This is a genomic window from Flavobacterium sp. SOK18b, from assembly GCF_014156605.1.
GTDB lineage: Bacteria > Bacteroidota > Bacteroidia > Flavobacteriales > Flavobacteriaceae > Flavobacterium > Flavobacterium tiangeerense.
Genome location: NZ_QKNZ01000001.1, coordinates 22,762 through 38,204 on the forward strand (window position 1 = coordinate 22,762; position 15,443 = coordinate 38,204).

The following is a 15,443-nucleotide window of genomic DNA, read 5'->3' on the forward strand; positions in this document are numbered from 1 at the left end:
ATATATATTTGATTCATAATTAAACAAAAAAAACAACAAAATGAAAAGAATTATTTTAACAGTTGCGGCTGTATTTGCTTTCGGATTTGCTAATGCACAAGAAGGAAACTTTAAATTAGGTGCTCATGTTGGATTAACAACTGGAGACGCAAAGGATTTCAGTTCTGTAAATTTCGGAGGAGATGTTGCTTACACTTGGAAAGTTGCTGATAAGTTCAGTGCTGGTATTGCTTCAGGTTATACTAATTTCTTAGGTAAAACTTTTGAAATTAACACTGGTGCTGGAGTTGCAGAAATTAAAGCTGAAGATTCTGGATTTATACCAGTTGCTGCAACAGCACAATATTCTCTAACGGATAACTTATTTTTAGGTGCAGATTTAGGATATGGAATTTATTTAGGTGAAGGAGAAGGTAATGGTGGAGTATATTACCAACCAAAATTTGGTTATCAAACTGAAAAAGTAGAAGTATATCTTGGTTACAAAGGAATATCTGTAGAAGGTGGAACTTACTCTTCTGTAAATTTAGGTGTGAATTTCAAATTGTAAATTATATATCTAAGATAGTTAATTAACCTCCTCTTTAAAAGGAGGTTTTTTTATGCTTAAAAAATACGTTCCTTTGTAAGTATGAATTGGGACAGTATTATAAAAAGTTATCAATCGTACTTAAAGATTGAGCGGGGATTGTCTAAGAATACCGTAGAAAACTACTCGTTTGATTTAGAGCGTTTATTACTTTTTTTATCCCAAAATGAAATTGTTGTTTCTCCTCTAAAAATAACTGACGAAATCATCCAGCAATTTATTTACAGTGTTGCCAAAGAGGTAAATCCGAGATCGCAGGCTCGAATTATTTCGGGATTAAAAAGCTTTTTTAAATATTTAGTTTTTGAAGATTATCGCAACGATGATCCTATGGAGCTAATTGAAACGCCCAAAACTGGTCGAAAACTTCCTGACACGCTTACGGTTGAAGAAATTGATGGATTAATACAGGCGATTGATTTGTCTACTAATGAGGGCGAACGTAATCGTGCCATGTTAGAAACATTGTATGGTTGTGGTTTAAGAGTCTCGGAGTTGGTAACATTAAAGATATCAGATCTGTTTTTTGAAGAAGGCTTTGTCAAAATCACGGGTAAAGGAAATAAACAGCGCTTAGTTCCGATAAGTGATGTGACTCAAAAATACATTCTCCTCTATAAAAATACTGTGAGGACCCATCTCTCTATTCAAAAAGGGTTTGAGGATACTCTATTTTTAAACAGAAGAGGAAAACAACTCACACGGGCTATGATTTTCACTATTATAAAAAATTTAGCCGTTACAATTGATCTTAACAAAACCATAAGTCCTCATACACTTAGACATTCATTTGCGACTCATTTACTGGAAAATGGTGCTGATTTACGTGCCATACAACTCATGCTGGGACACGAGTCTATTACAACTACTGAAATTTATGTGCATCTAGACCGTACATTTTTAACACAAGTAATGAATAGTTTTCACCCTAGGAAGTAGAGAATAAACTTCAAAAAAAAAAATCCAAATTCCAATAAATTAGCATTGGGATTTGGATTTTTTTTATGGAATTAAATATTTTACTTGGCGATATTTACAGCTCTTGTTTCACGAATTACAGTAACTTTTACTTGTCCAGGATACGTCATTTCAGTTTGAATTTTCTGCGAAATATCAAAAGATAAACTTGCAGCATTTTCATCAGAAACTTTTTCGCTCTCAACAATTACACGAAGCTCTCTACCGGCTTGAATAGCATAAGCATTTTTTACACCATTAAATCCGTAAGCAACTTCTTCAAGGTCTTTTAATCTTTGTATGTATGAGTCTAGTACTTGTCTACGTGCTCCTGGTCTTGCTCCTGAAATAGCGTCACAAACCTGGATTATAGGTGAAAGTAAAGATTTCATTTCTATCTCGTCATGGTGCGCACCAATCGCATTACAAACCTCTTCTTTCTCACCGTACTTCTCTGCCCATTGCATTCCTAATAAGGCGTGTGGTAAATCACTTTCAGTATCAGGTACTTTACCAATATCGTGAAGTAATCCAGCTCTTTTAGCTAGTTTTACATTCAATCCTAGCTCCGCTGCCATAATTCCACATAGCTTAGATACTTCTCTCGAGTGCTGTAGTAAATTTTGTCCATAAGAAGAACGGTATTTCATTCTACCCACAACTTTGATTAATTCAGGATGTAAACCATGAATACCAAGATCAATTACTGTACGTTTTCCAACCTCAATAATTTCATCATCGATTTGCTTTGCTGTTTTGGCAACAACTTCTTCAATTCGTGCAGGGTGAATTCTTCCGTCGGTAACCAGTTTATGTAAGGCTAGACGAGCAATTTCTCTACGTACAGGATCAAAACAAGAAAGAATAATTGCTTCTGGAGTATCGTCTACAATGATTTCCACACCTGTCGCAGCCTCAAGAGCACGAATGTTTCTACCTTCACGTCCAATGATTCTACCTTTTACATCATCAGATTCAATATTAAATACCGATACGCAGTTTTCAACAGCCTCTTCAGTACCTACTCTTTGAATCGTGTTAATGATGATTTTCTTGGCTTCTTGTTGCGCGGTAAGTTTAGCTTCTTCAATAGTGTCTTGAATATGAGACATCGCTTTACTTTTGGCTTCAGCCTTTAGCCCTTCTACAAGTTGGTTTTTTGCTTCCTCTGCAGATAGACCTGAAATTACCTCAAGTTGTTGTAATTGACTTTTGTGTAAACGATCAATCTCTGTTTGTTTTTTCTCTAAATTTTCAATTTTTGAACTGTATTCTTGAGTTTTAGCTTCAAAATCATCATTTACCTTTTTAGCTTTTGATAGTTCATTTGATACTTGAGATTCTTTGTCACGTATTCTTTTTTCTATTTCAGCTACTTTTTTATCTCGTGCCAGGATTACTTGCTCATGTTCAGATTTTAACTCAATAAATTTTTCTTTTGCTTGAAGGATTTTATCTTTTTTGATGTTTTCGGCTTCAAGGTTTGCATCTTTAAGTATGGATGCGGCTTCCTTTTTTGAATTTTTTATGAGGTTTGAAATATTGCTTTTCTCAATTAGTTTGGCTATCCCAAAACCAGCTGCGATACCTATAATTCCTGTAATAACGATCGTTAATATGTTGTCCATGTTTGTTAAAATTTATATATAAAAAAAGCCTACATTAGATTGCTTGTATAAACTCGAAAAGACAAGTTTTGAGCTAACTCGTTGTTCAAGCTTCCAAACTGAATTGGCTTGCTATAGTAACGATGATTTGCTCATTCTAAATTGTTAGTGTTGAGTTTACCAAATATGAACTAATGTAGGCAGTATCTTAGTTTTTGTAAAGAACGTTTATTTGTCGAGATATTGGTCTAAAAGTGCGTTAATTTTTTTAATTCGCTCCATGGTTTCCTCGCCATTTATTTGATTGTCAATTTGTTTTTGTTCTGTTTGCGAAGCAAATTGTAACGCACACATGGCTAAAACATCTTGTTTATCACGCACAGCATAGTTTTCTTCAAATTGCTTAATCATTATATCAATTTTTTTTGAAGCACTTCTTAGACCTTCTTCTTGTGAAAGATCTACCGTTAAAGGATAGATTCTATCGGCGATTGATATTTTAATTTTTAGCTTTTCGTCCATATTTCTTAATCTGATAGCTGAGCTATACAGTAGTCAATTTCCCGAATTAATGAATTTATTTTTAGCTTTGTATCTCTTTTATTTTCGTCACTGCCTAGTAATGAGTTTGCCATCTTGAGTGTTTCATACTGCATTTTTAGTGCCTCAATCTCTCTTGATTGAGTTTGTATTGTGGTTGCAGACCTTATTAATTTGTTTTTTAAATCTTGATTTTCTTGTTCTAAAATTTTCATTTTGCTGAAAATTTTTAGAACCTTATTTTCAAGAGTATCAATAATTTCTGCAATTGTACTCATTATTTATCCTTTTCATTACATATCTTACAAAGTTACTATTCCTTTTTAATTTTGCAATAATTTATTATTTTTTTTGCATTAAATAAATTAAAATACTCAATTTCAGCGGAGTACATTTTTGTTTTTCTCATTTGGTTTCCGTTGTTTTTTTTTATCTTAGCCAAAATGTAAATTATGAGATTTTTTGCCCTTTTTGTGTTTTTTTGCAGCTCTATTCAGGCTCAAAATGAATATCCAAAAGATTATTTTCGTTCACCTCTTGATATTCCTATGCAATTGTCTGGGAATTTTGGGGAATTGAGGCCCAATCATTTTCATGCGGGTTTTGATTTGAAAACCCAACAAAAGGAGGGTTTAAAGGTTTATGCAGTAGCCGATGGATATGTGTCCAGAATTAAAATTTCTACTTTTGGTAATGGAAAAACAATTTATATCAATCATCCTAATGGTTATACTTCTGTTTACGGGCATTTAAGTAAGGCTGAAGGTTCAATAGAATCATATGTTAAAAACAACCACTATAAAGAGCAGTCTTTTGAGATTGAAATGTTTTTAAAACCAGAAGAATTGCCAGTAAAAAAAGGAGACGTTATTGCTTTATCTGGTAATACAGGAGCTTCTGAAGGTCCGCATTTACATTTTGAATTTAGAGATACAAAAACAGAATTTGTTATAAATCCACTACTTTTTGGTTTTGATGCTTTTTTAAAAGACACTAAAAAGCCTGTTGTTACAGGTGTTTATGTCTATCCACTAGATAGTAAAACCACTGTAAATAATGCGAAGCGTCCTGTGTTATTAAATGTTTCTTTACAAAAAGATGGTACTTACTTGTCTGATAAAGTTGTTTCTAATGGCGTTATAGGTTTCGGTATAACGGCTCATGACATTGATGATGTATCATTTAATAATAATGGTGTTTATAAAGTTCAGACTTTTTTGAATGGTAAACCAAATTTTGGTTATGCATTTAACACCTATTCTTTTAATGACATGAGGTATATCAATGCTTTAATTGATTATTCTCGTTATAAAAAAATGCAACAACGAGTGCAAAAACTTTTTATGAAAGCTCCTTATGATTTGCGTTTTATTGAAGTCGATGAAAATAAAGGGGTTTTGCAGGTTTCTCCTAACTTAGCCTCATTATATCGAATTGAAGTTTCAGATTATTTTGGTAATAAGAGAACCATTTCTATACCCATACATTATGATTTGTTACCTACAATTATTGGCACTGATCAGCCTCAGTCTAAATATTTTGTAAAAGCGTTAAATGACAGTAATTTTGAACTTGGAAACATGTCAGTTTTTTTTCCTGCAGGAACTTTTTATGAAGATTTCAATATGAATTTTAATGTGGTTAATGATACTTTATTTTTGCATGATGATACCGTTCCGGCTCATTCAAATTTTACAATTACCATTAAAGATGCAAAAAGTAATGAGGAGCAACGTCAAAAAATGTTTATTGGTAAAGTGCAGGGCGGCAAAGTAAGTTACAATTCTACTTACAGAAAGGATAGTGTTTTTTCTACCAAAGTGAAGGTTTTAGGAAATTACAAGTTGTTATCAGACACTGTGGCGCCTACAGTAACGATAGCTAATCCTATTGAAGGCAAATGGATTAATGAGCAAAAGTCTTTACAGCTTACTATAAGTGATGCTTTATCTGGAATTAAAACCTACAACGGATACTTGAATGGGAAATGGGTGCTTTTTGAATATGATAATAAAACCCGCAAAATCACTCATTTTTTAAGAGATGAATATTTGCAAGATGGTTCTAATGTTTTAAAAGTTGATGTTGTTGATAATATGGGAAATTCAACTACTTTTGAAACGCGTTTTTACAGAGGTGAGAAAAAATAAATCCAAATCAATTGAGTACTACTAAATTCTTTCTTTTTTTATCGATTATTTGTCTTGGTTTTTCTGCAACTGCACAAACGGCAAGGATACGAGGTATTGTTTTGGATGAAAACAAACAACCTTTAGAGAATGTCAATATTACATTTGACGGTTTTAATACTCAGTCTAATGAGAATGGTTTTTATGATGTTAAAGTCCCTGCAAATCAAAAAGTAACAGTTGTTTTTACACACGTTTCTCTTAAAAAAATCACTGTTGTTTTTATGCTTGAGGCTAATGAACAAAAGGAATTTAACCCTGTAATGAACAGCCAGGCAGAGCAAATGGGAGAAGTGGTTGTAATAACGGGTAATAGGAGTGTGGTTCAGGGAATAGTAAATCTAGAACCCGAAATGATTCGAAAAATTCCGGGTGCGAATGCTGGTGTAGAAAACATTTTGAAATCCTTGCCAGGTGTTAATTCCAATAATGAGTTAAGTACCCAATATGCTGTGCGTGGAGGGAATTATGATGAGAATTTAGTTTATGTGAATGAAATTGAAGTCTATCGCCCTTTTTTGATTCGCTCAGGTCAGCAAGAAGGTTTGAGTTTTACCAATACTGATTTGGTTCATAATGTCGATTTCTCTGCTGGAGGATTTCAAGCTAAGTATGGAGACAAACTGTCTTCGGTATTAGATATTACTTATAGAAAGCCAACCACTTTTGGCGCAAGCCTTGAAGCTAGTTTTCTTGGCGGAAGCGTTGCTATTGATGCGGTTTCTAAAGATAAAAAATGGTCAGCTGTAACGGGATTACGCTATAGAAATAATTCACTACTTGTGAACAGTCAGGAAACGCAAACTAATTTTACACCAACGTTTGCTGATATCCAAACCAATATTAATTATCAGGCTTCGTCCAAATGGCAGTGGAGTTTTTTAGGAAACATTTCTCAAAATAAATACCAATATCGTCCTTTGTCACGCGTTTCAAATTTTGGAACACTAGACAGTCCAATGGCACTTACGGTTTTTTATGAAGGTCAAGAAAAAGATAAATACGATACGTATTTTGGAGCAATAAAATCAGTATTTAATGTATCGGATAATTTTACTTTAAAATTTATAGGTTCCATCTTTCATACGTTAGAACAAGAGTATTTTGACATATTGGCGCAATATAGACTGGGTGAAGTTGATACTAATATTGGTTCAGAAACTCTAGGTGACGTTTCATTCACAAGAGGTATTGGATCACAGCTAAGTCATGCTAGGAATGATCTTGATGCCTTAATTGTAAATACTGAAATAAAAGGATTTCAGGACTGGAAAAACAGTCAAATAGAATGGGGTGTTAAGTATACTCGTGAATCTATTAGAGACCGAATAATAGAGTGGGAAGTTATTGATTCAGCTGGTTTTGCATTGAATCCGCCAATTTTAAATTTGCCAAAAAACGATCAGCCTTATACTCCTTACACAGGACCGTTGGTTCCATATCAAGATATACGAGCTATAAATTTCAATTCTATAAATCGGTTTTCAGGCTACGGACAATGGAGTTTAAAATCAAATTTAGGAACGAATGAAGTTTGGTATAATGCAGGAATCCGAATGCACAATTGGGAAGTTTCTGGCGCCAGCACATTGGGTAAGTCTCAATTCACAATAAGTCCAAGAGCTCAGTTTGCCATTAAACCAAATTGGAAACAAGATGTTGTTTTTAGGATTTCTGGAGGACTTTATCATCAACCGCCTTTCTATAGAGAGCTCAGGGATGGAGACGGTGTGGTACAACCCAATACAAAAGCGCAACAATCTTTTCATATAGTCTTAGGAAATGACTACAGTTTTAAATTGTGGGATCGTCCTTTTAAGTTACTCTCTGAAGTGTATTACAAATCTATAACTGATGCTAATACATACACTATTGATAATGTACGCATACGGTATGCAGCTAATAACAATGCAGTGGCTTATGCCCAAGGTGTAGATGTGCGTTTGAATGGTGAGTTTGTACCTGGAACCGAATCGTGGATTAGTTTTGGGTATTTAAAAACAGAGGAAAACAGCAATGAAAGGGGTTTTATAGCTAGACCCACAGATCAACGCTTAAAGTTTGCGATGCTTTTTCAAGATTACATGCCTAATATTCCAAGTGTAAAATTGTATTTGAACTTAGTCTACAATACAGGATTACCAGGAGGATCACCATCATACGCAGATCCTTATTTGTACCAAAACCGATTGAATGATTACCGAAGGGTTGATGTAGGCTTTTCTAAAGTATTTATTGATAACACCACAAGGAAAAGAAGCTCGGGTTTATTTAAAAATTGTAAAGAATTAGCTCTAGGATTAGAAATTTTTAATCTTTTTAACAATCAAAATGCTATTACAAATACTTGGGTTAGGGATGTTTACTCTAAAAATCAATATGCAATACCAAACTACATGACCACACGAGTTTTTAATTTGAAATTGACTGCTAAGTTGTAAGGTTCTTTCAATACCCAGTTTCATTCTTTTTATTCGTTAAATTGTACTTGGAATAAGGAAGCTATTTTTAAAAATGATTACATTTGAGTTTTAATATTAGAATGACATGAAAAAAATACAGATCGCCATTATAGGAATTGCTTTGTTGTTTTTAGCCAGTTGTAAAGAAGAAGCAGAAAAACCAAAAGTAACTTATGATGGAGCAAATAAGGTAAGGGATATTGCTAAAGTGGATTCGGCACAAATACAAATAGCTGATTTGCCTTGGCAAATGGAAGGTACGGATTATTTAATTCACCCTATTGCTGATTTGAGTATTCGTGATCGTGGCGTGAAATCGCGTTATGGTTCATCAAGTGTGAATGATTTGAGTTTTACGATTTCCAATTATGGAGAATATGAAATTACAGGTTTTTTACAAAATATTAAATTCCAAAAAATTGATTCAGACTCCATCACTAAATTAACGGATAAACCCGTTTTGATACAAACAGCAACGTATTTAAAAACGGTTGCAGATAGAACCAAAAACCAAATCATGGTGTACACTATGGTTGATATGGATACCAACAAAGATGGTAAATTAGATGCTAGCGACATAAAATCCTTGCATTTGAGTACTATAAGCGGGGAGCGTCTTACTAAAATCTCGCCTGACTTTGAGGAATTAATAGATTGGAAACTTCTAGCCTCTCGCAATCGTTTGTATTTTAGAACGGTTGAGGATACTAATAAAAACGGTCAATTTGATAAAAATGATTTGGTTCATTATTATTATACTGATTTGACCAGTAAAGAGTGGAAGATTACTACTTACGAGCCAGTTTAATTGGTTTTTCTAAATCAAAATCTCACTTTCTAAATCGGATTTTTCAATAGTGAAGTCAGAGCCGAGTTGTTTTACTAATTGGATTACCAAGTTTTTATACCAGTTTTCGGATTTTGGGTGAATGTAAATTTTTTCAATTAAGGTATTAATGTCAATGTTTATTTTCAAACCTTCATTGATTTTAACTTCGCTTTCGCCAATATCAGTGATGATGCGTACTTCGCCTTCATATTGAAAACTTTTCCTTTTAAATAAAAAAGGAAAAAACAAGTCGTCAAATGGAATGTGCTCTTTTTTATAATCGATATAGTTGACTTCTCCTATGTATTGTTGATATTCCTTTTCTATTTGAAGCGACTGTTGCAAACGTCCAATTGTAGATTGAATGGCGAGTCCTTCAGTATTTTGAGTAAATATTTGCCACATAGCAAAGGATTCGTATTCATTAATGTGCCAGCTGCTAATGGCTACTTTTTCGCGATGTTTTTTGTAGTAATTTAAAAAATCAGGATTGTCTTGAGATAATTTTTTGATTTCTTCAAAAGTGGGCTCACTAAAAGTACCTTCGTACTGATCTTCAAATTTATCAGAGCGGGACATGAATAGTTTTTGCGAAAGCAATAAATCCAGAAATTTAGATAGGTCTAGGTATTTCCATACTACTGTGTTCGGATCTTCAGGAAGTTTTATCGATGCGTTGTTAACATACATAGCTTTAATTTATAGGAAATGCTTTTATGTAAAGTTCATCATTTTTTTTTAATTATGATTTCAGAACTTGTCTTTTTAGTGTTACCTTTTTTCCATTTACTAATAAAAGTTCCATTGTGTCATTTGTAGTTGCTTTGATACGCCATAAAATGAAATCGCATTCATTTTTAAAATCATTGGCTTTTAAACCGTTAACAGCTTGTATCTCATCTCCGAGTAAAACTTCTTTTGCTGTACTCTCTGGATGATTGCTTTTTCCAGTAATTATTAGTTTGCTATTTTGTAGAAAAACATCAGCATCAAAACTCAATTGCAACGATATTGGTTTGTTAGATAATTGCAAATGATAGGTTGACGTGCTGTTGTTCATAATCGTAACTGAAGTCAATTGGGAGAAAAATTTAATTCCAATCTTTTTTTCAATCTCGGGTCTACTATCTATTTTCACATTATCAAAGCGTTTATTTCCTAATACTAAGTTGTCAAAAGAAAGTGTTTCAAAAGCATTTATTTTCATCTCAGAAAGGCTCATACTTATTCTCGAACTACTAATAATATCATTTGTAATATCTTTTTTTAACTTCTTTAGCACAGGCTCGTTAGTTGGAACTTCAAGGAAATCGTTGTATCCCGTATCGATTAAACAATTTTTTAATACATTTCCTTGGATCGTAATAGTAGTAAAATGCCTGTTGCTTTTGTACACAATCGGTATGGTTAGCATTTCAGTAGTAGGTTCAAAAACAGTTTTAGAAACGTACAGTAGTTTTTTGTCAAAATCAATTTTCCAATTCAAATTGTTGATGGCATTGGCGCCAAGTAAATACACGTCTGTACAAGCTAGAAAGGGCATGTCATAAATAATACTTTTGATATCTTTAATTTCAAAAGTACCAATAGTTACCGTTTCTATTACGGCAGATTGCATGGTATTTTGATTTTCGTTACTATCAGTAATGCTTTTTTTTCCAGAAATCCTAATGTTTGCCGCGTTAGCTTTGGCCGTAGGAACTACACCAAGCGAAGCACCAGTATCTAGTGCAAAATCTGTTGCTACTCCGTTTAGTTTTCCTTTAAAAACCAATAAAGATGATTTCAAGGTAAATGGAATTGTATCTATTTTTGTGTTTTGAGCGTAATTGACAACTGAAAAACTCAAGAATAGTGCTAAAGCAAAAATTCTTTTCATCATTAAATTTTATTTAGGTTAGATTTTAATTTTTGGATGGACCTTGAAATGAAAATACCACCTATAATTCCGGGTAAACTCCATGCCAACACATCTGGTAAAAAAGTATTGTTGACTACGATAAAAGCCGTAAATGCTGCAATATAGGCGCCTGTCATACGGCCAATATGATTTTTTAAACCGTATAAGGTATCGGTAACTTTACCTGTGTAGGCTTTGTATTCTATGTAACACAATCGTAAACTTACTGTTCCAAATAATAGAAATACGATACTAAAAACTTGTTTAGCTAGTAAATAACGGATGCCAATGTAGTAAAAAAGCGCTGAGCAGATCAACATGGCAATCGTAAGTATTGCATCGCCAAGTTGCGGTTTTTGACCTAAATGGGCTTTTTTCAGTTGTACCATTCTGTATCCGGAAATAGCCAAATAGATCGTAAATACACCTACTATAAAAAGAAATAAATTAGGATGTACATACGCCAAATAAAAGGCACACAATCCTGTGCTGATCATGGCAATGGTGAAAATCAAGCCAATTCTTTTATGGATTTTATCGCCTTTTTTGCGAATTAAAACCACTGTACCCAACAGTAAACCAGTAAATCCAGAAAGAATGTGCAGCACTAAGATAATTTTGAATAGCATAACAGATTGTTTTAAATGAAAAAGGTTACGTAAATATATTGCTATCTTACGTAACCTTTAAAAAATGTATACTGAAATGTCTTACCTCAATTCTGAGTTGTCGATTTTAACTACTCAAGCGATTGTAAGCTCACCAGTTTATTGTAAACACCTTGTAGCGCTATCAATTCTTCGTGGTTTCCTTGCTCTACAATTTTTCCTTTTTGCATCACCACAATGACATCTGCTTTTTGAATCGTGGATAATCTATGTGCAATAACAATTGAAGTTCTGTTTTGCATCATGTTCTCGAGGGCTACTTGAACAAATTTTTCGCTTTCGGTATCCAATGCTGATGTTGCTTCATCCAAAATCATGATCGGTGGATTTTTCAAAACGGCACGAGCGATAGACAAACGTTGTTTTTGTCCACCGGATAATTTGTTTCCGCTGTCGCCAATGTTTGTGTAAATTCCTTTTGGTAAATCTTTTACAAACTCAAATGCATTGGCAATTTTCAAGGCTTCAATTATTTCTTCATCGGTAGCATCTGGTTTTCCTAATGATATATTGGCTTTGATGGTATCATTAAACAAAATACTGTCTTGGGTTACCAATCCCATTAAACTGCGCAGTGATTGTAAGTCAAGATCTTTTATATCCGTTCCATCAATAGAAATAGTGCCTTCGTTTACATCATAAAAACGAGTTAGTAAATTAGCAATAGTACTTTTTCCACTACCAGACTGTCCTACTAGCGCCACCGTTTGTCCTTTTTTTACTTGTAACGAAAAGTTCTTTAATACTTTTTCGTCTTCGTACTTAAAGTTGATGTTTGAAATGGTAATATCCGATTCAAATGCGTCTTTTTGAACAGCATTTACTTTTGAAGTGATTTCGTTTTCTACATCTAAAACTTCGAAAACACGTTCAGCAGCAGCCAATCCGTTTTTCACAGAATAAGATGCTTTTGAAATGGCTTTGGCAGGAGTTAAAATATTGAATGCCAGTGTTAGATAAACGATAAAAGAAGCTCCATCAAGAGTTTTGTCATTTAAAACCAATAGGCCTCCGTAAAAAAGTAAAATAGCAATTGTAGTTACTCCAAGAAATTCGCTCAATGGAGTCGCTAAGTTATTTCGACTTCCGATGCTGTTGTTTAAATTTAACAAACGTGTTACAGATTCATTAAAGCGACCTTTAAAAGTGGGTTCGGCATTGTAGCTTTTGATCACTTTTAAACCGCCTAAAGTTTCTTCAACCACAGAAATTAAAGAACCACTTTCTTTTTGCGCCTCCATCGATTGGCTTCTTAAATTTTTAGCCAGTTTAGAAATGATATAACCCGAAATAGGCATAAAAATCAGTACAAATAATGTCAATTTGGTACTAATGGCAAACATCATTCCCAATGCGAAAACGATCGTCAAAGGTTCTTTTACTACCAATTCTAAAATGGAGAAAAAAGAGTTTTGAACCTCATTCACATCACCAAGCATGCGCGCCATCATATCTCCTTTTCTTTTTTCAGAATAATAGGAGATAGGCAATTCAATGATTTTGTCATACATCGAACGTCTCAAATCCTTCAAAACACCGTTTTTTAGGTGCATGATGTGATAGGAAGCCAAGTAGTTGAATAAATTTTTAATAAAAAATGTTGTAATGACCATGGCCACCACAAACAATAACACAATCTCAGTACTTTCACCATCAGATAAAGAGGAGATTTTAAAGTTAATATATTCTGTTACATAATCCTTAAGATTTCCTATTCCCGTGTAAATTGGCTGTTCATATACTTTTTCTGTTTTGCCAAAAAGTACCTGTAAAACAGGAAACAAAGTCAGCATTGAAATCGTGCTAAACAAAGCATACAAAATATTATAAATCACATTCCAAATAATATGTGATTGATAGGGTTTTGTAAAGGGTATTAATTTTTTTATATTCGGATCCATTAGTTCAATTGCATTGCAGTAATTATGTTGGCGATTTTTTGGTCCAGAATTGCTTCTACTTCTTCAAAATCTTCAACCGCTTCAAGTGTAGTATTTACACTGATATAAAATTTAATTTTTGGTTCGGTACCACTTGGGCGAGCACATATTTTAGAGCCGTCTTCGGTATAGTAAATCAATACATTCGATTTTGGAATCGTTATGGCTGATTCAGTACCATCTAATAAGTTTTTAGCAATACTTGACTGGTAATCTTCTACCATGATCACTCTTTCGCCGTTGATTTCTTTCAAAGGATTTTCACGTAAGTCAATCATCATTTGTGTGATTTCTTGCAAACCTTCCATTCCTTTTTTAGTGATGGATACTAAGTGTTCTTTATAAAAACCGTTGTCTACATACAATTTGATTAATTCTTGATATACGCTACTTCCATTGGCTTTGGCTTGAGCTGCCATTTCGCAAACCAATAGGGTTGCTGCAACAGCATCTTTATCACGTACAGCATCGCCCACCATATATCCAAAACTCTCTTCGCCACCACCAATGAACTCTAGCTCTGGAAAGTCTTTGATCATTTTGGCAATCCATTTAAAACCAGTCAAACCTATTTTGCATTCCACGCCGTAATTAGTAGCCAGTTCCATCATCATAGGAGTTGATACAATAGTAGATCCTATAAATTGCTTGTCATTAATTTTTCCTGATTTTTTCCATTGCTCTAGTAAAAATGCGGTCATCAAAACCATAGTTTGGTTACCGTTTAGCAAAGTCATTTTACCGTTGTTATCACGTACAGCAACCCCTAAACGATCACAATCTGGATCTGTACCTACCACAATATCAGCATGGGTTTTATCTGCCAATGCAAGTGCCATGGTCAATGCTTCTGGTTCTTCTGGATTCGGAGATTTAACCGTTGGGAAATCGCCATTCGGTTTGCGTTGCTCCTCTACAATATGTACATTGTTATATCCGGCTTGCGCCAAAGTTTCGGGAATGATAGTTATTGAGGTGCCGTGTAATGATGTAAATACAATATTTAAATCGTCTTTTGCTGTTTGCGAAGTGTTAAAACTAGCATTTGCAATAGATGATGCTATGAATGCGGCATCAATAGCAGTATCTATATAATGAATTAAATCCTCATTTGCCGTAAACTGAATTTGATCGTAGGTCAATTTTTCAATCACATCAATAATGCCTTTGTCTTCTGGCGGAACAATTTGACCACCATCTTGCCAGTATACTTTGTATCCATTATATTCAGGCGGGTTGTGCGATGCCGTAAGTACAATACCACATTGGCATCCCAAATGTTTTACCGCAAAAGACAATTCTGGTGTGGGTCTCAATTCTGAAAACAAATATACTTCAATCCCATTTGCTGAAAATACATCAGCAACGATTTTGGCTAGTGTATCACTATCATGACGACAATCGTAAGCAATAACGGCCTTCAAAGGTTGGTTTGGGAACGCAGTATGCAAGTAATTAGACAATCCTTGTGTACTCTTTCCTAGTGTATATTTATTAATGCGATTGTTTCCTACTCCCATTACACCACGCATTCCTCCAGTACCAAATTCTAAGTTCTTATAAAAACTTTCCTCTAAATATTTTGGTGAAGTAGTCATCAATTCTTTCACAGCCACTTGTGTAGCGTTATCGAATGTTGGCGTAAGCCACTCATTTACCGCATCTAGAATGTTTTGTTTGATTTCCATCTTATTTTTTTATTTTTAGGAGCTCTTTCCTGCTATACGTTGCAATCTTTTATTCGCTGAGGCGAATAAAAGGA

Annotated in this window: 13 protein-coding genes and 1 other RNA gene; 5 read left to right on the forward strand and 9 right to left on the reverse strand. The window is 34.0% G+C overall.

What is annotated here, in order from left to right; genetic code table 11:
- The first annotated feature begins 40 nt into the window (after positions 1 to 40).
- Positions 41 to 550, forward strand: a complete 510-nt coding sequence (locus DNC80_RS00135; protein ID WP_182648187.1) for a hypothetical protein — start codon at positions 41 to 43, stop codon at positions 548 to 550.
- Between the two features lie 81 nt (positions 551 to 631).
- Positions 632 to 1,528, forward strand: a complete 897-nt coding sequence (gene xerD / locus DNC80_RS00140; protein WP_182648189.1) for a site-specific tyrosine recombinase XerD — start codon at positions 632 to 634, stop codon at positions 1,526 to 1,528.
- An 80-nt stretch (positions 1,529 to 1,608) separates the two neighbouring features.
- On the opposite strand, the gene rny is transcribed toward xerD, so the two are convergent.
- The 4 genes from rny to DNC80_RS00160 all read right to left on the reverse strand — a co-directional run bounded on the left by rny (position 1,609) and on the right by DNC80_RS00160 (position 3,971).
- Positions 1,609 to 3,174, reverse strand: a complete 1,566-nt coding sequence (gene rny, locus DNC80_RS00145) for a ribonuclease Y (protein ID WP_144888928.1) — start codon at positions 3,172 to 3,174, stop codon at positions 1,609 to 1,611.
- Between the two features lie 49 nt (positions 3,175 to 3,223).
- Positions 3,224 to 3,330: non-coding RNA, 6S RNA (gene ssrS, locus DNC80_RS00150), on the reverse strand.
- A gap of 51 nt (positions 3,331 to 3,381) precedes the next feature.
- On the reverse strand, positions 3,382 to 3,675 hold the full coding sequence (locus DNC80_RS00155) for a cell division protein ZapA (protein WP_086455282.1): 294 nt from the start codon (positions 3,673 to 3,675) through the stop codon (positions 3,382 to 3,384).
- A gap of 5 nt (positions 3,676 to 3,680) precedes the next feature.
- Positions 3,681 to 3,971, reverse strand: a complete 291-nt coding sequence (locus DNC80_RS00160; RefSeq protein WP_182648191.1) for a hypothetical protein — start codon at positions 3,969 to 3,971, stop codon at positions 3,681 to 3,683.
- 174 nt (positions 3,972 to 4,145) lie between these two features.
- Between DNC80_RS00160 and DNC80_RS00165 the strand changes: the two genes are divergently transcribed.
- The 3 genes from DNC80_RS00165 (at position 4,146) to DNC80_RS00175 (ending at position 9,152) form a co-directional block, all read left to right on the forward strand.
- Positions 4,146 to 5,843 (forward strand): M23 family metallopeptidase, encoded by a 1,698-nt coding sequence (locus DNC80_RS00165; protein WP_182648193.1) that lies wholly within the window; start codon positions 4,146 to 4,148, stop codon positions 5,841 to 5,843.
- Positions 5,844 to 5,854: 11 nt separating this feature from the next.
- A complete protein-coding gene (locus tag DNC80_RS00170; protein WP_182648195.1) occupies positions 5,855 to 8,323 on the forward strand; it encodes a carboxypeptidase-like regulatory domain-containing protein in 2,469 nt (822 codons plus the stop codon).
- A 106-nt stretch (positions 8,324 to 8,429) separates the two neighbouring features.
- Positions 8,430 to 9,152, forward strand: a complete 723-nt coding sequence (locus DNC80_RS00175; protein ID WP_182648197.1) for a hypothetical protein — start codon at positions 8,430 to 8,432, stop codon at positions 9,150 to 9,152.
- A 9-nt stretch (positions 9,153 to 9,161) separates the two neighbouring features.
- Here the strand turns inward: DNC80_RS00175 and DNC80_RS00180 are convergent, their stop codons facing one another.
- From DNC80_RS00180 to DNC80_RS00200, 5 genes are all read right to left on the reverse strand, one after another.
- Positions 9,162 to 9,863 carry a hypothetical protein gene (locus tag DNC80_RS00180; protein WP_182648199.1) on the reverse strand — a complete coding sequence of 234 codons (702 nt, stop codon included), beginning with the start codon at positions 9,861 to 9,863 and terminating at the stop codon, positions 9,162 to 9,164.
- 52 nt (positions 9,864 to 9,915) lie between these two features.
- Complete coding sequence (locus DNC80_RS00185) at positions 9,916 to 11,055, reverse strand: aspartyl protease family protein (protein ID WP_182648200.1); 1,140 nt, start codon at positions 11,053 to 11,055, stop codon at positions 9,916 to 9,918.
- A complete protein-coding gene (locus DNC80_RS00190) occupies positions 11,055 to 11,702 on the reverse strand; it encodes a DUF2306 domain-containing protein (RefSeq protein WP_182648202.1) in 648 nt (215 codons plus the stop codon). The genes DNC80_RS00185 and DNC80_RS00190 overlap by 1 nt, the downstream gene beginning before the upstream one ends.
- A gap of 110 nt (positions 11,703 to 11,812) precedes the next feature.
- On the reverse strand, positions 11,813 to 13,642 hold the full coding sequence (locus tag DNC80_RS00195; RefSeq protein ID WP_182648203.1) for an ABC transporter ATP-binding protein: 1,830 nt from the start codon (positions 13,640 to 13,642) through the stop codon (positions 11,813 to 11,815).
- On the reverse strand, positions 13,642 to 15,369 hold the full coding sequence (locus tag DNC80_RS00200) for a phospho-sugar mutase (protein ID WP_182648205.1): 1,728 nt from the start codon (positions 15,367 to 15,369) through the stop codon (positions 13,642 to 13,644). Before DNC80_RS00200 ends, DNC80_RS00195 begins: the two co-directional genes overlap by 1 nt.
- Positions 15,370 to 15,443 lie beyond the last annotated feature (74 nt).